Genomic DNA, 21,159 nt, shown 5'->3' with positions numbered 1-21,159 from the left:
GCGCGTCGTTTACCCGGCCGACAAAAACAGCATGCAGGCCGGGTAAACGGGATTTAGAACTTCAACGACCCCTGCATATACAGCGTGCGCGGCTGGCCGGCGTAAATGCCTTTATTGTTGTCGTCGTAGGAGCGGGTGAAATATTCTTGGTCGAAGATATTTTTCACACCGAACGCCAGGTTCAGGTCTGCCATCTGCGGACCGAAGTCATAGGCTACGCGTGCGCCCCAGAGCATGAAACCTGGGATACGGCCAGTGCTGCCGTCGGCGCTCTCTTTGACGGTGTTGGCGTTATCCGCAAACTGGCTGGACTGGAAATCGCTGTTCAGGTTGAAGGTCCAGTTGCCCGGCTTATAGTCCACGCCCAACGTGCCTTTGTGTTTCGGGGAGAACGGCACCTGGTTGCCGTAGGTGTCGCCTTTCTCACGAATCTCGGCGTCCACGTACGCATAGCTTGCGTAGACTGAAACGTTGTCGAGCGTTGGCGTCAGCGTGCCGAGGTCATAGCGGGCCTGGGTTTCCAGCCCGGTATGGCGCGTTTTACCGCGAGCTGTAACGGTGTCGTTGGTCTGGTTGGAGTCGTACTGATTATTAAAGTTAATCAGGAACAACCCCATTTCCGCGGTCAGCGCGCCATCGTCGTATCGGGTGCCGAGCTCCCAGGTTCGCGCTTTTTCCGGTTCCACATTGCCGCTTTGCACAGCCTTGCCAATTTGGCTGTACTGTACGGTGCCGAACGAGCCTTCGGTGTTTGCATAAAGATTCCAGCTGTCAGTCAGGTGATAAAGCACGTTTAGCGCCGGAAGCGGGGCGTTATAGCTCACTTCCTCATGTGTGCCTTTGATGGCGTTGTTCTGGTATGACTCGATATGTTCAAAGCGCATACCCGGAGTGATAGTCCAGTTGCCAATATCGATTTTGTCATCCAGATACCAGGCGTGCGCTTCGGTGCCGGAACGGGTGTCACGATCGTAAGGGCTGGCGCTGGACGGCAGTTGTCCGCTGCTGGTGGCGGTGTAGTAACGCATTTCATGCGTCGACTCGCTCACATAGCGGTATCCCACCCCCACTTCGTGCGCGGAAGGGCCCAGCATAAAGCTCTGGCTGTATCGTGGCTCAATGCCGCGTACCCAGTAATTGCGCGGTGAAAGCGTGGTGCGTTTGCCCTGTTCCAGGTAGCCGCTGCGCAGGGTTTCGGTGTAGAAGCCTTGAATATTGAATTTATGCTGGCTGTCCGGCTGGAACTGATAGCCAAGGCTTGCCAGCTTGCGACGCCCCCAGAAGCGATCGTTCGGACGCGTAGATTGCCAGCGGTCGGCGTTGTAATCCGCGCGCGACAGGCCCCCGGGCATATCGGCTTCACCGTCGTAGTATTGCAGAAGACTATTGAAGGTATGCACGTCGTTCGGCGCATATTTGCTTTTCAGCATCAGGTCATCGATGCGCGTCGCGCTGTGCTCGCGCCAGTCGCTGCCGCGCGTGCCGGAGTAAAGCAGGGCGGTGCCAAAACCGTTATCCGCTGTGCCGCCCACCATCAGGTTGTGTGTCTCTTTTGGATTATTTTGTGAGGACGTTGGGCTGAGCTGGCCTTCCATGCCGGCTTCGATACCGAAGTCTTGCGGAATGGCGCGGGTGACAAAGTTCACCACGCCGCCCACGCTCTGCGGTCCGTAACGTACGGCACCGCCGCCGCGCACCACATCAATGGCGTCCATATTTCCGAGCGAAACGGGTGCCAGGGAAAGCTGCGGCTGGCCGTAAGGGGCAAACGGCACCGGAATACCGTCCATCAGCACCGTTGAACGGCTGGCAAGGCGCGGGTTCAGGCCGCGAATACCAAAGTTCATCGCCAGATCGTGGCTACCGGTACCGTTGTTTTCCGGGGCGGTAACGCCAGGAATACGATTCAGCACCTCGCGCATGGTCGTCGCGCCGGTTTTGGCGAAATCCTCACGGCGGATAACGTCACGCGCGCCGGCATGTTCGAATACGTCGTTTTCGCGCGCATCGCCCAGCCAGTCGCCCACAACCGTGAGCGCATCTTCCTGCGGCGCAGGAACGTGTTCGAGCGTCCAGCTGTTATTCCCTAACGGCTTCACCTGCAGGCCACTGCCCAGGAGCAGCTGCTGTAAACCACTCTCAACATCGTAATCGCCGTGCAAACCGTTGCTGTGCTTGCCGCGCGTCAGGCTGGCATCAACAGACAGGGTAATTCCGCTGCGTGCGGCATATTGGTTTAGCGCTTTATCGAGTGAGCCTGGTGCAATATCAACCTGCGCTGCGAAAGCAGATAACGAGAGCCCAGCCAGCGGCAGCAGGCTCAGGCGAATGGCGTTAACCAAAGGTGTTGTTTTGCTAAAAACGCGTAAAGGCGTCATACCTTCTCCATCATCATTTTTGTTGTGTTCAGCTATGAGTCGAATGAGAAGGGGAAAAAGGACAATGAAAATGAGAATTATTTTTCTTACAGTGCCGAAATATTTACCCAGTATCGCGTAACAGTCTGAATTTTAACTGGAAGTGTCTGGGCAATAACATCCAGAATCGCATCGGTATTTTTCAGCGGGAACGTGCCACTCAGGCGCAGCCCGGCCACTGCCGGATCGCAACGCAGCACGCCGTTGCGATAACGGCCCAGTGTGGCAATGACCTCACCCAGCGGTTTATCGCTGAAACTCAGAACACCCTGGGTCCAGGTTGCGCTTTCATCATCCGCTGAGGCGATTGCACCAAATTCAGACGCGCTAAACTGCAGGCTCTCGCCAGCGTTGACGATGCGTTTTTCCTGCGGGCGGTTTGCCAGTAAGACTTCAACCGCATGCTGTTGAACGGTAACACGCGTGACGTTGTCCTGCTGGTAGACGGTAAATTCTGTGCCTAATGCGGTGAGCTGGCCCTGGCGGGTCACCACGCGGAAAGGCCTCTGCTGCGCATCTTTTGCGGTGGTAATCGCAATTTCGCCATACCAGAGGTGGACAGCGCGCTGATGCGTATCAAAACGAACATCAGCGGCGCTTTGTGTGTTGAGCGTCAGCAGTGAGCCATCCTCCAGCCGCTGATGGCTGACCACGCCTTTAGCGGTGCGGTAGTCGGCACGTAGACCTTCTCCGGCCTCAGATTGCCAGAGCTGCCAGCCGCTACCCACGCCAAGCAGTAGCAACAACCCTTTCATGACGTGACGACGAGTTAGGCGCGTATCGTGCAGCGCCCGGCTGGCGACATCGCCCGGAACGCTGCTGAGCTGGCTGCGCAGGTTTTCAACCTGTTGCCAGGCCCACTGATGATCTTTGTCCTGTTCATACCATTGTTGCCAGCGAGCTTCCTGCTGTGGGCTGACACGCTCGCCGCTCAATACCGCATACCAGTGTGATGCCGAGCGCAAAGCCTGACGGCGAGAATCGGTGATAGAAGCGTTCACAGGCCGTGCTCCAGACGAAACAGCAGACAATGTTCGATAGCCTTTGCCACATACTTTTTCACCGAGCTGACGGAGACGCCGAGCTTAAGCGCGATCTCGCTGTATTTGAGCCCCTCCAGTTGCGAAAGCAAAAACGCTTCGCGTGTGTTTCCGTTCAGGCCGTCAAGCATGCTGTCGATGAGTTGCAGGGTTTCGAGCTGGCTCTCACGTTCCTCGGGCGAAGGCGCGAGATTTTCCGGCATCAGCGCCAGCATCTCCAGATAGGCTTTTTCCAGCGCGTTTCGGCGAAACAGGTCGACCATTACCCGTTTGGCGATAGTGCACAGGAAGGAACGAGGGTCGCGGACAGTCTTGAGCGAGTCACTGCCCATTACCCGTAAAAATGTGTCCTGGGCAATATCATCAGCATCAAAGGCAGACTGGAGCTTGCGCGTCAGCCAGCTTTTCAGCCAGCCGTGATGTGTGCCATAAAGCGACTCGAACGTGAAGCAAGCGGTAGTAGTGGCGCGGTCAGACATGCGGATTGCATCAAAAGTTAATTATCACGCGGCTACATTAACATGAGAATGGTTATCATTACAATTGGAAATGAAATGAGATAGAAATGACATTTTAAAGGGGTTATGATTTTGGCATTAATAGCATCCCTTATTGCCCGCGCTTGCGCTCCCCATCTTTCCTGAGAGTCATAGATCCCATTGGCGATGGTTTAATTGCCTGCACATTCGCAGGCAATAGCACAATAAAATTACGCCAACGGGATGTCTTCAAGGCGGAAATAAACGGTGAGTCCATGCTTATGTGCGACATCGATGTCCATATCAGCACCTTTAGAAGCGCCTTTAATACGGTAAATCGCATCACATTTGGTGATAAGTCGATGGGCAACAGGGTAGATCATAGATTCGCCGATTTCATCGTCAATAGCCGTAGAACCGGCAGCTTTTGCCAGTGGTAGTGCCAGCCATTCGCCAATTACAGGAATGTGTCCTCTTTGATATACCGCTAACGCTGCATCTTCCAGGCGAGCAAGATTTGCATCGATAAGATTTTGTTTTCCATCCGTACCGCTACGGTAGGGGCCAGCAATGAGAATAAGTTGTTTCACAAAGAGAACCTCATAGAATGTTTTTCAGCGCGACGTGGTAAAGCAACATAATGGTTTTGCCATCGACGATAAGACCACTTTCAATTGCGGCAAGTGCGCTTGCAAGCGGCCACTCAAGCACTTCGATATCTTCTCCTTCAGCCGCAATTCCACCACCGGCACCTGTCTTGTCGGCAGCATCATATTCCGCGATGTAAAAATAGAGCTTCTCCGTGACCGAGCCTGGGCTCATGTACGCCTCGAAAACCTTCTGTACGCTGGATACACGAAAACCGGTTTCTTCTTCAACTTCGGCTTTGATCCGTTTTTCAGGAGCCATGTTGTCAAGAAGACCTGCTGCTGTTTCAATGAGATAGCCATCGTGACCATTTATAAATACCGGAAAACGAAACTGACGAGTTAAGATCACTGTTTTCCTGTCACGGTTATAGAGCAGAATCGTGGCTCCGTTGCCGCGATCGTAAACTTCACGACTTTGGCGCTGCCAATCACCGTTTCTTCGTTGAATATCAAAAGTGTATTTTTTTAAACAATACCAGTCATCGGATAATGTTAGGTTATCGACGATGCGTATTTCTGCACGCTTAGGTTGCATGAAGACTCCTTGATCCGTAGAGTTGACATCATAATCAGCATTATCGTGCAAATACAAGTATAAACATGCATAAACAGGAACGGTCATATGCTCGCTCATCAACGTAAACACCTTATTCTTGAACAACTGCAGGTTGAAGGGCAGGTCCAATCGAAAAATCTGAGTGATCGATTTGGCGTTTCAGAAGACACCATTCGACGGGATTTACGTGAGCTTGCCGCAGAAGGGCGATTGCAGCGCGTTCATGGTGGTGCTTTGCCATCGTCTTCAGCTGTTGCGACATTTTCCGAGCGTAAATCATTAAAAACAGATGTGAAAATGAAGATCGCGCGCAAAGGCACTGAACTCATTTCTTCGGGACAAGTTGTTATTGTGGATGGCGGCACGACCACATCAGAGCTGATTGCCTGTCTGCCGGACGATCTGCATATTACCGTGGTGACACACAGTCCCAGCATTGCACTGGGGTTGGTCGATAAACCCGAGATTGACGTTATTTTGATCGGTGGCCGACTGTACAAGCACTCCATTGTCAGTGTAGGGGCGGCCGCTATTGAAGGCATCGGCAATATTCATGCGGATATTTTCTTCATGGGGGTAACGGGTATTCATCCTGAAGCGGGATTAACCACGGGTGATTATGAAGAAGCGTGCATCAAACGTGCATTTTCCGGCAGAGCGGCGGAAACGGTCGTACTGGTGTCACCGGAGAAGGTCAACGCTGCGTCATCGTTTGTCATCGGTGAGGTAGGGCTAATCAATACTATCGTGGTTGATAGTGAAACCGATGATAATTGGTTAAGGAGTATTGAAGGAAAGGGCATCACCATTATCAAAGCGTGATTCTCTGTTAATCGAACATGAGAAATCGCATAAAAAACAGATACAGCCACGCCAGTACACTCTGGCCGTTCAGCAACTGTCGCAGATAGCCCAGCACTGTAAAAATCACGCTTTCCATCGTTTGTTCGTGAGATGGCACATATTTGTAAAGTCGGAGGGAAAGGGCAATGAATAGGGGATCTTTGGTAAGGATCTTACTGACTATGGCATTAGTTGGGGATGGGGTAGGACTAGCGACCGCTTTGAGCGAGGAGCAGAAGTTCGTAATCCCTTTAGACAATCCTCCAGGGAGGTTATGATAAAAGATACAGCCATAAAGCCTAAAGGGAGTGGACATGACATTGTTTGAGGAATGTAAGGAACTGCTCAAGACAGATTTTAATGTTGTGGAAGGGGATGATTTGAGCGCGATAATGGATATTTTTCATCAATATCCATGGCATAGCGGTAATCTCAGATGGTCGGAAATGGACTTCAGCGATTATGAACTTAGTCATGATATGTTTAACGGGGGCGGTTTAGGCAATGAAACTGTATTTGTCATAGCGGATGATGCGAATGCACCCGTGTTCAGAACCCATCTACAACTCATTGTGGATAATATCTACGATGTCATCGCCATATCACCTAACCTATTTATTTTTAATGATAAAATAATGATTAAACCTTTATTCCCTCATAATTATATACGGTTTGGTCTGCGAAAGTGATGAGCAGAAATACTGACCAGCTCCCCGTTGTTCAACTAAGACTTGTTATTGACAACCTCCGCTAATGGCACAAAGCGAACTGTCATAGGTGGAAGGTCCGCTATTGGCACCAGGCAGACATTTCAAATGACAATAATACCTAGATTTCAAGTGCAGCAAGTATGATGGTTTCCATTTTCTCCGGGGTAGTGAACGGCGCAAAACGCTTTAGCGGCTTGCCATCGCGCCCGATCAGGAATTTTGTGAAATTCCATTTTATCCGTCCCCCCAGCATGCCGGGCAACTCGTCTTTTAGATAACGGAATACTGGATGCGTAGCGGCACCGTTAACCTCCACTTTTTCAAACATCGGGAAGCTTACACCGTAGTTGATGTGGCAGGTCTGCGCGATTTCGTCGGCTTCGCCGGGTTCCTGCTTACCGAACTGGTTGCAGGGAAAACCAAGCACTACCAGTCCGCGAGCTGCATACTTTTTGTAAAGCGTTTCCAGACCTGCATATTGTGGCGTGAAGCCACAATGGCTGGCGGTATTTACCACCAGAACCAGCTTGCCAGCATAGTCAGCCATAGGGATACGCTGGCCGTCCAGGCTGGTGGCTGTTAGTTGATAAAAGGTGGTCATAGCGAACTCCTCAGAGCAGGACCTGTCAGACATCGGCATAGCCATACAGCATGGTGCTGCTGGGGCAAGTGAGGAGCGGAGGTGAGTCCGCTCGGTTTAGTGCTGCCAGATTCAGTCCCTAATGATCCAAATCTTCGCGAGTGGGTCCTTGAAAGTAAAGGGTACTAATATGGCAACTACGCGGTTGAGCCAGCACAAAATGAATTGTTTCCCAGACAGAACGCCCATTCATTAGATGTTCTCCCATTCTGGATTGAGTGTCGACAAGAGGATCTAACCCGGTCAATTCAAAATCCGGTGGGTATAACCCGGTTACCCGTATATTTTCTTTGGATAACTGTTCCGACAGTTTAGTTGTAAAACCACTCATCCCGTGTTTACTGGCAAAAAAAGCGGGATGGGCAATTGAATCCGTAAAATTCGGAATGCCGCATACAGATATAATCGAAACGATGTCAGCACTGTCTGAGCGCCTTAATCCTGGAAGCAATGCCTGTGTTAGTAGAATTGAACCTGTCAGGCCTGAGCTGACGGTATTGTAGATTTCTGAGTCCGGTTGTTCGTCTATAGTCCCTGATAACCACTGAGCAGCATTGAGAATTAGAATGTCGATGGACCTGTCTATATCTAAGAGTTGTGAAGCAAACTGAGAAATAGATTCAGGCTGGGTTAAATCACACAGATACCCTTTTGCAACACCACCTTCAGCGGCGATGATGCTGCAGGTTTTGTGAATATCCTCAACCCGCCGGGCAGAAAAATCCACGTTGACGCCTTCTCGAGCCAACCAAACGCACAACGCCTGACCAAATCCTCCTCCGCCGCCGGTGATAACGGCTCTTTTACCTTTCAACATAACGATGCTTCCCTTTCGTGATGAGTTTGTGTCGCTGGATATATAGCATGGTGATACGGGGTCACATCTTCCCGTTAGTGCCATTTACGGCGGGATATAAATAGCGGTTTGCATGCGTTATATCGTTCTCAAAATGGGCTCAGCTCAGATTTAAGCAAAATGCACACCGACGGGGGGATGCATGATGGGACGTCAATCAAGATTAAAATACCGACAATCCCAATCCTTGTTTTACTTCTCTTAGCGTTTGCTGTGTGATGTCGTAGGCCTGCGCGCTGCCTTTTTTAAGCATCGCCATCAGCATACCTTTATCCTGAATATAGGTTGCCCGACGCTCACGCATGGGCGCGATGAGTTCTTGCAGGCACATCTCCAGCTCATTTTTACATGCCCGATCACCCAATCCTCCTTGCTGATAATTCACTTTCATTTCTGCGACTTTGGCCTTATCCGGGTGAAAAGCATCCAGATAGGTGAACACGACATTACCCTCAATTTGCCCCGGATCGGACACTTTTAGGTGGTTAGGATCAGTGTACATTGCGCTGACGGCGCGATGGATAGTCTCTTCACTTGCCGACAGGAGCAGCGTATTACCGAGTGATTTCGACATCTTGGCGTTGCCGTCAATACCAGGAAGACGGCTGGTTTCGCTTAACATAGCTTTACAGTGATGCAGAACGGGGGTCGGTAACAGGCTATTCATCTTATGCACGATTTCATTAGTCTGTTCGATCATCGGCAACTGATCGTCGCCGACGGGCACCAGGCTGGCTTTGAACGCCGTAATATCTGCTGCCTGGCTGATGGGGTAAACCAGGAAACCGACCGGAAGCGAACGGGCGAAACCTTTTTGCGCAATTTCATTTTTGACCGTTGGGTTACGCTCGACGCGAGCCACAGTAACGATATTCATATACAGCGCGGTGAGTTCGGCAAGGGCAGGTAGTGCTGATTGTAAACAAAGGGTGGTGAGTGAGGGATCAATACCTGCAGCGAGATAATCGGCCAACACTTCGGGTATGTTATTTTGGATCTTTTGTGGATTGCTGCCGTTATCGGTCAGACCTTGCAGGTCTGCGACCAGAACAAACTGCTGATAGTCGTGTTGCAGTATCGCGCGTTGGCGCAGGGAACCGACATAGTGGCCAAGATGCAGTGGCCCAGTAGGGCGGTCGCCGGCAAGGATGATGGATTTGTTGTTCATAGAAGACTCCTTAAGCATAAAACCGAAAGGGGTCTCAAAATGCAAATAACCGCCTTTCGGCGGTTATTTAAAAATGGATAAACACATTCTGACCGCCTTTAAGAAGGCAGCCACCAACGCTTGTGGTTAAAACCGTTGCAATCGTGTTTTATATTCATCGGGTCAACATATCACTACCAGGGGTAGAGGTAAAGTAATGCTCTGCCCGCTCGGGGGGATATTTTAGGAAGTACCCGTCTGGGCTTACGCACCGCTTTTTAGCTCGCTTCCAGCATCCCAAAGCTCACTATGCGTGAACGCCCCAGCTCTTTTGCGCGATACAGCGCGACATCCGCGGCACGTAACAGGTTATCGCTCTGGGCGTGCTGCGGGTAGCTGGCGACACCAATAGACACATCAACATGACCGATGTCAGAGACGCCAAAGCTGAGCGTCAACTCGCGTACCCCGTTGTAAATGTCCGTCGCAAAGCGATTGGCCGCTTCTTCATCCATACCGGCAAGCAGAACCAGAAACTCTTCACCACCGTAGCGGAAGGCCATTCCGTGGTCGTGAACAACGCGCTGAATAATTGCTGCGATACTTTTTATCACCCCATCACCAGCCTCATGACCAAATCGGTCGTTGATGTTTTTGAAGTGATCGATATCGATCATCAGGCAACTAATCGGTTCCTGGTTGTGGACAGCCTGACTCATTTGGGTGCGCAGAGTGTCTTCAAGGTGATGGCGATTGCGCAGACCGGTCAGTGGGTCGTAAAGCGCTTTTTCCAGTAATGCATCGCGCAGACGTTGGTTGGCTAATGCCAGTCCAAGTGCCTCGGCCATCAGCTCCAGATAAGCACGGGAAGGGGCGGAATTGTCACTGAGATTCTGGAATGAGAGCAGGCCGATGGCTTCCCCCTGGGCGATCAACGGTACGCACAGGGTATGATCCTGACACGACTCAGGCAGGTGGTAGCAGGCGATATCAGGCTCACCTTGCACGGGAGGATGACTTTGCCCACGGCGCACTGCCCAGCAGTCATCCAGATGGAAAGGGTCTGTTTTGCCTTGCGGCGAAAGCCACTCGGCGGCACAGCGCATGTGCCAGGCTTGCCGATCAAGAATGTAGAGCCGTCCGGCAACGCCAGGGGCAATGTTCGGGGCAAAAAGCTGCGCAACATTGATAACATCGGCAAAGTTTTCGCAGCCCTGTAAACGCTGGGTCATACGAGCCAACAGTTCACGGATCGCCCAGTCGGCGTCCCGCTCTTTCTCCAGCCGCTGCCGCACCAGGCCGTTCTCACGAAAGATGCGAATGGCTTGCGCCATATCGCCAATCTCGTCAATCTGATTAAAGTTAGGCGTTTCTACGGCATAATCCTGCGATGCGAGACGGTGAACCACGTCGCTCAGACGCACAACCGGACGCAGTACGCGGCGTTTCAAAATAAAGCCGAGGACAAACAAAAACAGCAGCGCGGTTAAACCGACCATAACTTCGGAGAGCGTACGCAGTATGCGGGAAGTCCTGGTGGCATCGTCAATGCTGTTACGTACACGGTTATCGAGCAACTGCCGGAAATGATCTATCCGCACCTGCGCCCGTTCCAGTTCCTGTTCATAGGCTTTGCCGTAGAGCAGGGCGATTGCCTGTGACGTTTCTCCGCGGGCCATACTGGCGAGCGCGGCTGCTTGCTCTTCCTGCAGCGCATCGACAATTTGTAATCCTTCATGCAGCAGCGCCAGCTCTTCACCTGTCGCGCCGAAGTCTTTTAATTTTGTTAACCGCAGCTCAATCGCTTTTAGTGATGACGCCTTTTGGCGATAGGCATTCAGTGCTTCTGGATCTTTGGCGATCACGTACTCGCGAGCTAAATCTGACAATGACCAGGCATCGAGCTCCACCTCTTCGGTTAGCTGATCAAATTTATACCGCTGCTCTACCACCTGACGTTCAGTATTGTCTGCTCCGGATGCCATCAGCATAACGACGCCGGAGGCAATGGTCAGGCATACCGTCGCACTGTAGGCCCAGTTGGTGATTGTGGCTATTCGCACTTTTTCGTTCCTTCTGCGACGATTAATGAATAAGCATGATTGAAATTATAGGAAACGTATGATTTTGCGTGAAAACAAAAGGCGACCCGCGGTCGCCCCTTGTTATCGTCATGCCATCATAAATCTGGAGGGTTTTTTCCTTCTTCCATGAAGGCTTCATCGATACCTTCTACGTTGCCCTCATGGTCACGTCCGGAGAACAGATTCCAACTGGCCAAAAACAGTGCAGCGATTAGCGGGCCAATCACAAAGCCATTGATACCGTAAATCTCCATCCCACCGAGGGTGGTAATCAATATCAGGTAGTCCGGCATTTTGGTGTCTTTTCCTACCAGTAGCGGGCGCAGGATATTGTCCACCAGTCCGACAATAATGACGAAGAATCCGACAATAAACAGCCCTTGCCACAGTTGGTGGGTGGCAAAGAGGAAAATAGCCGCCGGGACCCAGACTATCGCCGAGCCAACCGCAGGCACCAGCGAGAGGAATGCCATTAGTGCGCCCCACAAAACGCTGCCGTCGATGTCGACAATGGCGAAAGCAATGCCGCCCAGCGTGCCCTGTACGACAGCGACAACCGCCGTGCCTTTGACTGTCGCCCGCGTGACACCCACGAATTTGGCAAACAAGTGCTGCTTGGCAAAATCAGACAGCGGTAAGGAATCCAGAATCTGACGCACCAGATACGGTCCATCCTTCAACAGGAAAAATAGCAGGTACAGCATGATGCCAAAGCTGATGGCGAAGCCGAAGGTCCCTTTACCAATCAGGAAAGCACTGCCTGCGAGGTACTGTCCGCCCTGCAGCGCAATGTCGGAGAGTTTTTTCTGGATCTGCGCGACATTATCCAGATTGTGTTCTGCGAGGAATCCTCTGGCCCAGTCAGGAAGATAAGAAAGAATAGAACTGACCACTTCCGGAAACTGCGTATCGTTTTGCTGCAACTTGGTGTAAACCACATTCAGTTCGATTGCCAACGATGACAGGATCACCATCAGAGGAATAAAGACAATTAAGCAAATAATACCAATAGTGATTAACGATGCCAGACCGTTACGTTCGCCAAGCGCACTGCGCAGTTTGTTTTTTACTGGATTAAAGATGGTCGTCAGAATTGCGGCCCACAAGATTGCGGAGAAGTAGGGGGACAATACGTCGAAAAACGCCCAGGTCACGAGGGCAAGAATGAAAATGAAGAAACCTTTGGTCAGTCCGTTAAATCGCATTAGTGAATCCTGTAACTGAGAAGCAGTCTCGACTATAGAACTGTTCAGCAGAATTACCAACTGTGGATGTTGATTCCGGCTTAACGCCGCCTTGATGAGCAAACAGTGAACTCAGAGCAAAAAATTGCCGCGTGTTCCTGTCTCCGTAAGGGGTGAGCGAATGATCTATCTACTCGCCGAGAAAGGGGGCAACGTGTCTGGAAAGCCAAAAATTCTCCGTCGTTTACTGTCCACCATGAAGCGAGTTGATTCGCCAGCCGGTTGAAAATTCGTTATGATCTATCCCCACTTTTTAGTCTGGTTGTCTGATGTCTACGATTCTCGATACCTTTGTTGCTCCGCCGTGCCATGACGAAATAGAAATCCTTTACCAGGATGAACATCTGCTGCTTATCAATAAACCCAGTGGGTTGCTGAGTCTGTCGGGGAAAAATCCGCAAAATCTTGATTCGGTTCACTATCGTCTGGTACAGATATACCCGGGCTGCACGCTGGTACATCGGCTTGATTTTGGTACTTCGGGTCTGATGGTCGTTGCACGCAATAAAGCGATCAATGCAGCGCTCTGTCAGCAGTTCAGCCAGCGCGCGGTGACTAAGGTGTACAGCGCATTGTTATGTGGACACCTGAAACAGGATGACGGTGTGATTGATGCCGCCATTGTCAAAGATCCAGCACTGTTTCCGTTGATGTCGATTAGTGCTATTAGCGGTAAACCTGCGCGTTCCCGTTTTCGGGTGATTGAGCGCTTCAATCAGCTACTGAAGGATGGACGGTCACTGCCCCTGACACGGGTGCAACTGATGCCGGAGACCGGACGAACCCATCAGCTACGTCTTCACTGTCAGCATTTGGGTCATCCGATCTGGGGCTGCGATCTTTATGGTGGACGCGAGTGGCCTGGCACGGAGCAGACGTCGCGGCTGATGTTACACGCCAGCGAACTGCGCCTGGTACATCCCATCAGCCATGAACAAATCAACGTCTGCCATGCCAGCCCATTTTAACCCGGCGGCTATTACGGTGTTATCGTGCTGCACGTTGCAGAATGACGGCTGACGGCTGGCGTTGCAGAAAACGCATCCGCAGCATCATCAGCACCGCGGCAGAGGTCAGGCCAATAATAAAGCCCATCCAGAAGCCCGCTGGCCCCATGCGGTCGACGACCAGATCGGTGAGCGCAAGAATATATCCACTTGGCAAACCCAGCACCCAGTACGCCGTGAAGGTGATAAAGAAAATGGAACGCGTATCTTTATAACCACGTAGGATTCCGCTGCCAATAACCTGAATGGAGTCCGAAATCTGGTACACGGCAGCCAGCAACATCAGCTGTGCAGCCAGTGTGACAACTTCAGGATTATTGTTGTAGAGCAGGGCGATGTGCTCGCGCAAAGTGACGGTGAAAACGGCGGTCATCATCGCCATACATACGCCGACACCTAAGCCAGTTCTGGCAGCGGTCTGTGCATCCAACGTTGATCCCTGACCCAGGCGGTATCCCACACGAATAGTGACGGCAGCCGCCAAAGACATCGGCAGGACAAACATTAATGAGCTGAAGTTCAGCGCGATCTGGTGCCCGGCCACGTCAACAATCCCCAGCGGGGAGACCAACAGCGCCACCACGGCAAACAGCGTGACTTCAAAAAATAATGCCAGCGCAATTGGCAAACCCAGCTGTACCAGGCGTTTCATCACCGCGGTGTCAGGTTTCTGGAAGCCACGCTCATTACGGATATCACGCATTGATCGGGCGTGTTTTACGTAAGAAAGCATGGCGGCAAACATCACCCAATACACCGCCGCCGTTGCCACACCGCAGCCTACGCCACCCAGTTCTGGCATACCCAAATGGCCATAGATGAAAACATAGTTAACCGGAATGTTCACCAGCAGGCCGAGAAAACCCATTACCATTGCCGGTTTGGTCTTGGCCAGGCCTTCGCACTGATTACGGGCAACCTGGAAGAACAAATATCCGGGCGCACCCCATAGCAGCGCGCGCAGATATCCCACGGCTTTGTCGGCCAGTGCAGGGTCAATGTTATGCATAGAGCGGATAATGTATCCCGCATTCCAAAGCACAATCATAATCAGAACGGATACGATCCCCGCCAGCCAGAAACCCTGACGTATTTGATGAGCAATACGATCGCGGCGCCCGGAACCGTTAAGTTGCGCAATCACTGGCGTCAGAGCCAGCAACAGCCCGTGACCAAACAGAATTGCGGGTAGCCAGATGGACGTACCGATAGCAACGGCTGCCATGTCCGTCGCGCTATATCCGCCGGCCATCACGGTATCGACGAATCCCATTGCGGTTTGAGCGATTTGCGCAAGAATCACCGGAATTGCCAGAGCTAATAACTGACGCGCTTCACTTACATACTTTTGCACGTGTACACCACTATATTGTTGTTATTTGAGAGACTAAAAAAGCCGCCTTATATGGCAGCAAGGAGAAAATGCAGGGGGAATTTCAGTCTATTGTAGCGAGGAATCCGTATTTCTCCAGTGAAAAAATAGGCGGGAGCGGCGCATTGCTGGCAACCTGATTTTCCACCTGCTATTGTGCACAGCAGAGATGTCTTAATTGAGTTCAGGAGTTACAGGTATGTTTACGGGTATTGTGCAGGGCACCGCGAAACTGGTGTCGATTGATGAAAAACCGAATTTTCGCACACATGTAGTGGAGTTACCTGAATACATGTTGGATGGGCTGGAGACCGGCGCATCGGTAGCACACAACGGCTGTTGTCTGACAGTGACCGAAATTAACGGTAACCAGATAAGCTTCGATCTGATGAAAGAGACGCTGCGAATCACCAATCTGGGTGACCTGAAGGTAGGCGATTTGGTCAACGTTGAGCGCGCAGCAAAATTCAGCGATGAAATTGGCGGACATTTAATGTCAGGCCATATTATGACTACCGCCGAGATATCGAAAATTCTGACCTCAGAAAACAACCGCCAGGTGTGGTTTAAAGTTCAGGATCCGTCGCTGATGAAATATATCCTGTACAAAGGATTTATCGGTATTGACGGTATTAGCCTGACGGTTGGCGAAGTCACACCGACACGCTTTTGCGTGCATTTGATTCCGGAAACCCTGGAACGTACAACGCTGGGCAAGAAAAAACTGGGTGCGCGAGTCAATATCGAAATCGACCCGCAAACACAGGCTGTTGTTGATACGGTTGAACGTGTATTGGCCGCGCGTGAAAGCGCTATGAGCAACGTTACTGGCGAAGCGGGCGTTTAAGTCGGAATAAAAAGCCCCCGGTAGTTCGGGGGCGATGCTGTCTAACGGGGAACGCGGAGCCCGTGTTCAACGCCACGAGAGAACACAACCTGCCACAGCTGGATGTCGCGCGCGCGAAATGCGCCAGCACACGCATTCAGGTAATAACTGAACATCCGTTTAAAGCGTTCACTATAGTTGGCGGCAATTTCTGGCCAGGCGGTCATGAAACGCTCATGCCAGGCCATCAGAGTAGTATCGTAATCCGCACCAAAGTTATGCCAGTCTTCCATCACGAAATGTGGCTCGCTGGCGTTGGCTATCTGGCGAACTGACGGTAAACAGCCGTTCGGGAAGATGTATTTATTGATCCACGGATCAACATTATTGTCGGTTTTTTTAGAGCCGATGGTATGCAGCAAAAAAAGACCGTCTTGCTTTAAATTACGGTCAACAACGTCAAAATAGGTGTTGTAGTTTTTCGGCCCCACATGCTCAAACATACCGACGGAAACGATACGGTCAAACCGGTCATTCAGGTCACGGTAGTCCTGCAGCAAAATCGTGACATCCAGCCCTTCACAGCGCGTCTGCGCCATTTTTTGCTGTTCTGCTGAAATAGTCACGCCAGTCACGCTCACCCCGTATTGTGACGCCATGAACTGGGACAAGCCTCCCCAGCCGCAGCCAATATCGAGAACGCGCATACCTGGTTTCAATTGCAATTTATCGGCAATCATTTTTAGCTTCGCCTGCTGGGCAGATTCCAGGGTATCGGCATCTTTCCAGTAGGCGCAGGAATATTGCATGTAGGGATCAAGCATGCGGCTAAAGAGATCGTTGCCAAGATCGTAGTGTTCTTTGCCAACGACCCACGCACGTTTTTTGGTTTGTAAATTAAACAGACGGGCCATTGCGATACGTAGCGTATCTCTGAAGTGGCGGGGAAGTTGGCTTTCAAGACCTGCACGCAGGACTTTGCTAAAAAACATATCCAGCCGATCGCATTCCCACCAGCCGTCCATATAACTTTCACCTAAACCCAACGACCCTTCCTGCAACACGCGTTTGAAAAAGTCGGGGTTTTTAACGCGAATATCTGCCGGTGCCGGGCCATTAATAGTAATGCCTGCACGGCTCAATAGCTCATTGGTGATTCGGTACCAGTCATCATCCGGTACGCTGACGTCTTCTATACATGATGAACTCATAGCTTCTCCATCACTGGTCGGTGATCAGAACCTTAAAACAGCGTAGACGCTTTTTTGGGCTTTGTGAGAAATCTCACGGAATTAATCCGCGAATCTATAATCCGACGTAGAACAGAGGAAGGGAGGAACCCTTGCCGAAAAGGCCATCCATGGAAGAACGGGAACCTGCTTGTTCCCGTTACTCTATAAATCTTATCGTTTTATTAACAACCGAAAATCAGTATAGGCCTGAATTTTTGGCTATTCAACCGAAAATTGTTAGCGGGCTAACTAAATGCCCGCAACAATGATTAATGTGACTCACCGTGTGCAACTTGCGCGCTCTCATCCGGCAAGGATGTGTTCTCAGCCTGTGACTGCATTTTGTAACCTAACGCGGCCAGTAACACTGTCGTCAGCATAACGCTGGTGGTCGTGAGCAGCGGCGTGCTGATTAACCACGAAACGACCAGGCTTGCCAGGAAGCATAACCCCAGTTGCAGCGTATTCTGCAACGCAGCGGCGCGCCCTGTTGCCTGAGGGAATGGGCGCAGCGCCTGAGCGACAACGATAGGGTAGATTGCCCCGTTCGCAATGGCCATCACGCAGAATGGGATCAGGATTTCAGCCAACGCAACGTGGTGAATAAAGCCTGTAGCCCAGGTGCCGATAACGCTAATGGCGTACAGGATAAGCAACCATGGCAGAAGCTGGCGACCCTGCCATTTTTGCAGTGCCGCGCGGCAGCCGTAACCCCCGATCAAAAATGCAATAGTTTGCGGGACATAGCTCAGACCAATCACAGCCGGGCTATAGCCCATTTCGCTAAGGATAAATGGTGAACCCGTCAGCCATGCGAAGAAACTTGCAGAACATGCTGCGTAAATCAGTACATTTCCACGGTATGCTTTGGAGCGCAGCAGCGTAGCGAACGTCAGTTTATCCTGGCTGTCGTCGCGCGCTTTTGCCGTTGGTTTTAAGCGCAGGGCCGGCAGCATCAGGATCAGGGTAATCGCAAAAAGGGTAGCAAAAATGGCCTGCCAGGAAAAATGTACCAGGATCCAACTGCCTAATAACGGTGCAAGTGCAGGGGATAATCCAACCAGCGGCATAATGGTGGCAAAAATGCGGTTTACTTTTTGTGAAGGATAATAATCAGTAACCAGCGCCTGCCAGATAACCGAAGCCGCACAGACACCAACGGCCTGAATAAAGCGTAGCACCAGTAAGCCGGTGGCGTTTTCTACCCACAACATGCCCAGGCTGCCCAGCGCGAAGATGGATAAGCCCAGCAGCAAAATAGGTTTGCGACCATAGTGGTCAGAGAGTGGCCCCCACAAAAGTTGTGCGACGGCAAATCCCGCTAAGAACAAGCTAAGGCTGGCACTCACGGCAGAGGCGGGCGTCTGTAAATCGGACTGAATAGCCGCAAAGGCGGGCAAATACATATCCGTTGCCAGAAAACCCAGCACGCTAAGACCTGCCAGCCAGACTAAAAACCCTTTTCCCGGTTGCATTATCGTTTCTCTTTTTAGCAATAGAACATTGCCGCTGAGTGTAGTGAGTGTAATTCTCGCTGTGAAACGCTAATATTTGCTTACTGATTTCAAATTTTTTGCAGGCAGAATATGTGGTCTGAATATTCACTTGAGGTGGTTGATGCGGTGGCGCGTAACGGTAGCTTTAGTTCGGCCGCGCAGGAGTTGCACCGCGTACCTTCGGCGGTAAGCTACACAGTGCGCCAACTGGAAGAGTGGCTGGCTGTGCCACTTTTTGAACGTCGTCATCGGGACGTGGAATTAACGCCTGCAGGTGCGTGGTTTTTAAAAGAAGGCCGATCTGTTATCAAAAAAATGCAGATCACCCGTCAGCAATGTCAGCAAATTGCCAACGGCTGGCGCGGGCAGTTGGCGATTGCAGTCGATAACATTGTCCGCCCGGATCGTACCCGCCAGATGATCGTGGATTTCTACCGCCATTTCGATGATGTGGAACTTCTGGTCTTTCAGGAGGTGTTTAACGGCGTCTGGGACGCGCTTTCAGATGGTCGGGTGGAGTTAGCTATCGGAGCAACGCAGGCCATTCCGGTAGGGGGGCGCTATACGTTCCGGGATATGGGAATGCTGAGCTGGAGTTGCGTGGTGGCCAGTCATCATCCGTTGGCGGCAATGCCGGGACCGCTCAGTGACGATACGTTGCGCAACTGGCCATCGCTGGTACGCGAAGACACGTCCCGTACGCTGCCAAAGCGTATTACCTGGCTACTGGACAACCAAAAACGCGTCGTGGTGCCTGACTGGGAATCATCGGCCACCTGCTTGTCAGCCGGACTCTGTGTCGGGATGGTACCGACGCATTTTGCCAAACCGTGGATCGATAGCGGAAAATGGGTGGCGTTACAGCTGGAAAATCCGTTCCCGGATGCCGCATGCTGTCTGACATGGCAACAGAACGATACGTCGCCGGCATTGAGCTGGCTGCTGGACTATTTAGGGGATAGCGAAACGCTGAACAAGGAGTGGCTGCGGGAGCCGGATGAGGCTCCCGCACAACAGTCTTAACGACGGTAATCGCGGAACGGGCCGTCGGCCACGGAGCGACGCTCTACCAGGCGTGGGTGTACCTCGATGGACTGCGATTCTTCACGTTTATTCACGATTCGGTCTAACAGCATGTTGAAGGCCGTTTCACCAAGTGAATCTTTTGGCTGATGGATGGTTGTCAGCGCAGGGGTGAAGTAACGGGCGTTGCGCACGTTGTCGTAACCGATAACTGAGATATCCTGCGGCACGCGCAGTCCCATCTCATCTGCGGCACACAGCGCACCCATCGCCATAATATCGCCACCACAGAATACGGCGGTTGGGCGATGTGACTGGGAGATGATTTGCTGCATAGCGCGGTAGCCGGATTCAGGCTCAAAATCACCCTGGACAATCCAGTTGTCAGGCACTTTAATCAGCGCTTCTTCCATCGCTTTCATGAAGCCAGCCAGGCGGCCTGCGCCGGTATTACGCTCCATAGGTCCTGGGATCACGCCGATCTCACGATGACCGCGTTCAATCAGATACCGGCCTGCCATGTAACCGCCTTCGAAAGCGTTATCAATGACGGTATCGGTAAAGTCGGCTTTTGCTTCGCCCCAGTCCATAACCACCATGGGAATATGGCGATACTCTTCGAGCATGGAAAGCAGTGATTCCGGATATTCTGAACACATTACCAGCAAGCCATCTACGCGCTTTTGCGCCATCATAGACAGATAAGCCTGCTGTTTTTCGAGACTGTTCCAGGCGTTGCCCAAAATCAGGGTGTAGCCTTTCTGGAAACAATTTTTCTCAACGGCCTCGATAATTTCGGCGAAATAGGCCGCTTCGCTGCTGGTTGCCAACAAACCGATCGATTTGGTGTGATTCACCTTCAGGCTACGTGCAACTGCGCTAGGGGAGTAGTGCAGCTCTTTGATCGCTGCCCAGACAGCGTTGCGCGTTTCTTCAGCGACAAAGCGCGTTTTGTTAATTACGTGTGATACGGTTGTAGTGGAAACGTTTGCTCGCTTCGCTACATCTTTAATAGTTGCCATTACATCTCACTCCAGACCATATCCTAAGCTCCTGAGAATACTCTAGGTAAACGTTTGCCTTCACACACCCTCAACGCAACGTCAGGGTTGCGGCACGCCGGGAAAACGACACGGAACGTCAGGAAGGGGTCAATGGCCGGTACGCTAATCAAGTAAGCGTGGAATTTTGTCTGATCTTAACGAAAAGGGGAAGAGTTAAAAGCAGTTATCAATATAAATCGTGAGAGATTTTTGCTTTCAAGTGTGTAAAAATGCGCAATATCACTTTTTGTGTGGGAATAAAAAGGAGAAAACTTGATGAGCACCGATCTGAAATTTTCGTTAGTAACGACCATAATTGTTCTGGGCCTGATTGTCGCGGGTGGCCTGACTGCAGCACTGCACTGATTTCCCCTGAGGGAGTTCGCTCTCCCTCATCCTTTCTGCTTGCCTTTTCCGTCCTATTTTTTGCAAATAAGCAAAAGTCTTTTGCAGTTTTGTTAACTTTATTAATTTTGCGATCAATGTCATGCTTT

General features: G+C 51.3%; 20 protein-coding genes. 6 read left to right on the top strand and 14 right to left on the bottom strand.

Annotation, left to right across the window (positions count from 1 at the left end; genetic code table 11):
• Positions 1 to 53: 53 nt before the first annotated feature.
• The 5 genes from fecA to HV041_RS09805 all read right to left on the bottom strand — a co-directional run bounded on the left by fecA (position 54) and on the right by HV041_RS09805 (position 5,121).
• A complete protein-coding gene (gene fecA / locus HV041_RS09825) occupies positions 54 to 2,378 on the bottom strand; it encodes a TonB-dependent Fe(3+) dicitrate receptor FecA (RefSeq protein ID WP_121584596.1) in 2,325 nt (774 codons plus the stop codon).
• 86 nt (positions 2,379 to 2,464) lie between these two features.
• The gene (gene fecR, locus HV041_RS09820) at positions 2,465 to 3,418 is read right to left on the bottom strand and encodes a ferric citrate uptake sigma factor regulator FecR (RefSeq protein ID WP_121584597.1); all 954 of its coding nucleotides are present in this window, start codon (positions 3,416 to 3,418) and stop codon (positions 2,465 to 2,467) included.
• Complete coding sequence (fecI, locus tag HV041_RS09815) at positions 3,415 to 3,936, bottom strand: ferric citrate uptake sigma factor FecI (protein WP_048211780.1); 522 nt, start codon at positions 3,934 to 3,936, stop codon at positions 3,415 to 3,417. Before fecI ends, fecR begins: the two co-directional genes overlap by 4 nt.
• 230 nt (positions 3,937 to 4,166) lie before the next feature.
• Positions 4,167 to 4,526: a DUF4406 domain-containing protein gene (locus tag HV041_RS09810; protein ID WP_061067842.1), complete on the bottom strand. Its 360-nt coding sequence runs from the start codon at positions 4,524 to 4,526 to the stop codon at positions 4,167 to 4,169.
• Between the two features lie 10 nt (positions 4,527 to 4,536).
• The gene (locus HV041_RS09805; protein ID WP_101742555.1) at positions 4,537 to 5,121 is read right to left on the bottom strand and encodes an NUDIX domain-containing protein; all 585 of its coding nucleotides are present in this window, start codon (positions 5,119 to 5,121) and stop codon (positions 4,537 to 4,539) included.
• Between the two features lie 87 nt (positions 5,122 to 5,208).
• On the opposite strand from HV041_RS09805, the gene HV041_RS09800 reads away from it, so the two are divergent.
• Complete coding sequence (locus HV041_RS09800) at positions 5,209 to 5,964, top strand: DeoR/GlpR family DNA-binding transcription regulator (RefSeq protein WP_048211778.1); 756 nt, start codon at positions 5,209 to 5,211, stop codon at positions 5,962 to 5,964.
• Between the two features lie 335 nt (positions 5,965 to 6,299).
• The gene (locus tag HV041_RS09795) at positions 6,300 to 6,674 is read left to right on the top strand and encodes a hypothetical protein (RefSeq protein WP_121584598.1); all 375 of its coding nucleotides are present in this window, start codon (positions 6,300 to 6,302) and stop codon (positions 6,672 to 6,674) included.
• Positions 6,675 to 6,813: 139 nt separating this feature from the next.
• Here the strand turns inward: HV041_RS09795 and HV041_RS09790 are convergent, their stop codons facing one another.
• From HV041_RS09790 to HV041_RS09770, 5 genes are all read right to left on the bottom strand, one after another.
• Positions 6,814 to 7,296, bottom strand: coding sequence for a glutathione peroxidase (locus HV041_RS09790; RefSeq protein ID WP_048211777.1), 483 nt, complete (start codon positions 7,294 to 7,296; stop codon positions 6,814 to 6,816).
• 118 nt (positions 7,297 to 7,414) lie between these two features.
• The gene (locus HV041_RS09785; protein ID WP_048211776.1) at positions 7,415 to 8,152 is read right to left on the bottom strand and encodes an SDR family NAD(P)-dependent oxidoreductase; all 738 of its coding nucleotides are present in this window, start codon (positions 8,150 to 8,152) and stop codon (positions 7,415 to 7,417) included.
• Positions 8,153 to 8,354: 202 nt separating this feature from the next.
• Positions 8,355 to 9,359, bottom strand: coding sequence for a tryptophan--tRNA ligase (gene trpS / locus HV041_RS09780; protein WP_121584599.1), 1,005 nt, complete (start codon positions 9,357 to 9,359; stop codon positions 8,355 to 8,357).
• A gap of 257 nt (positions 9,360 to 9,616) precedes the next feature.
• The gene (locus HV041_RS09775) at positions 9,617 to 11,401 is read right to left on the bottom strand and encodes a diguanylate cyclase (protein ID WP_061067850.1); all 1,785 of its coding nucleotides are present in this window, start codon (positions 11,399 to 11,401) and stop codon (positions 9,617 to 9,619) included.
• Positions 11,402 to 11,517: 116 nt separating this feature from the next.
• A complete protein-coding gene (locus HV041_RS09770; RefSeq protein ID WP_061067851.1) occupies positions 11,518 to 12,627 on the bottom strand; it encodes an AI-2E family transporter in 1,110 nt (369 codons plus the stop codon).
• Positions 12,628 to 12,935: 308 nt separating this feature from the next.
• On the opposite strand from HV041_RS09770, the gene HV041_RS09765 reads away from it, so the two are divergent.
• A complete protein-coding gene (locus tag HV041_RS09765) occupies positions 12,936 to 13,634 on the top strand; it encodes an RluA family pseudouridine synthase (RefSeq protein WP_048211772.1) in 699 nt (232 codons plus the stop codon).
• Between the two features lie 19 nt (positions 13,635 to 13,653).
• Here the strand turns inward: HV041_RS09765 and mdtK are convergent, their stop codons facing one another.
• Positions 13,654 to 15,027 carry a multidrug efflux MATE transporter MdtK gene (gene mdtK / locus HV041_RS09760; protein ID WP_061067852.1) on the bottom strand — a complete coding sequence of 458 codons (1,374 nt, stop codon included), beginning with the start codon at positions 15,025 to 15,027 and terminating at the stop codon, positions 13,654 to 13,656.
• A gap of 217 nt (positions 15,028 to 15,244) precedes the next feature.
• Here mdtK and HV041_RS09755 point away from each other — a divergent pair, with 217 nt between their 5' ends.
• Positions 15,245 to 15,892 (top strand): riboflavin synthase, encoded by a 648-nt coding sequence (locus HV041_RS09755; RefSeq protein WP_048211770.1) that lies wholly within the window; start codon positions 15,245 to 15,247, stop codon positions 15,890 to 15,892.
• Positions 15,893 to 15,933: 41 nt separating this feature from the next.
• Here the strand turns inward: HV041_RS09755 and cfa are convergent, their stop codons facing one another.
• Both cfa and punC read right to left on the bottom strand, forming a co-directional pair.
• Entirely contained in the window at positions 15,934 to 17,082 is a 1,149-nt protein-coding gene (gene cfa / locus HV041_RS09750; RefSeq protein WP_121584600.1) for a cyclopropane fatty acyl phospholipid synthase, read from the bottom strand.
• A gap of 290 nt (positions 17,083 to 17,372) precedes the next feature.
• The gene (gene punC / locus HV041_RS09745) at positions 17,373 to 18,578 is read right to left on the bottom strand and encodes a purine nucleoside transporter PunC (protein WP_048211768.1); all 1,206 of its coding nucleotides are present in this window, start codon (positions 18,576 to 18,578) and stop codon (positions 17,373 to 17,375) included.
• A gap of 111 nt (positions 18,579 to 18,689) precedes the next feature.
• On the opposite strand from punC, the gene punR reads away from it, so the two are divergent.
• A complete protein-coding gene (punR, locus tag HV041_RS09740; protein WP_048211767.1) occupies positions 18,690 to 19,622 on the top strand; it encodes a DNA-binding transcriptional activator PunR in 933 nt (310 codons plus the stop codon).
• Here the strand turns inward: punR and purR are convergent.
• Entirely contained in the window at positions 19,619 to 20,644 is a 1,026-nt protein-coding gene (purR, locus tag HV041_RS09735; protein ID WP_048211766.1) for an HTH-type transcriptional repressor PurR, read from the bottom strand. The genes punR and purR overlap by 4 nt on opposite strands.
• 297 nt (positions 20,645 to 20,941) lie before the next feature.
• Here purR and cydH point away from each other — a divergent pair, with 297 nt between their 5' ends.
• The gene (gene cydH / locus HV041_RS09730; RefSeq protein WP_003029209.1) at positions 20,942 to 21,031 is read left to right on the top strand and encodes a cytochrome bd-I accessory subunit CydH; all 90 of its coding nucleotides are present in this window, start codon (positions 20,942 to 20,944) and stop codon (positions 21,029 to 21,031) included.
• Positions 21,032 to 21,159: the final 128 nt, after the last annotated feature.

It is taken from the genome of Citrobacter sp. RHBSTW-00029 (genome assembly GCF_014104295.1).
GTDB classification, from domain to species: Bacteria; Pseudomonadota; Gammaproteobacteria; order Enterobacterales; family Enterobacteriaceae; genus Citrobacter; species Citrobacter youngae.
The sequence above is the reverse complement of the archived record's forward strand: the minus strand, read 5'-3'. Positions and strand labels throughout refer to the sequence as shown.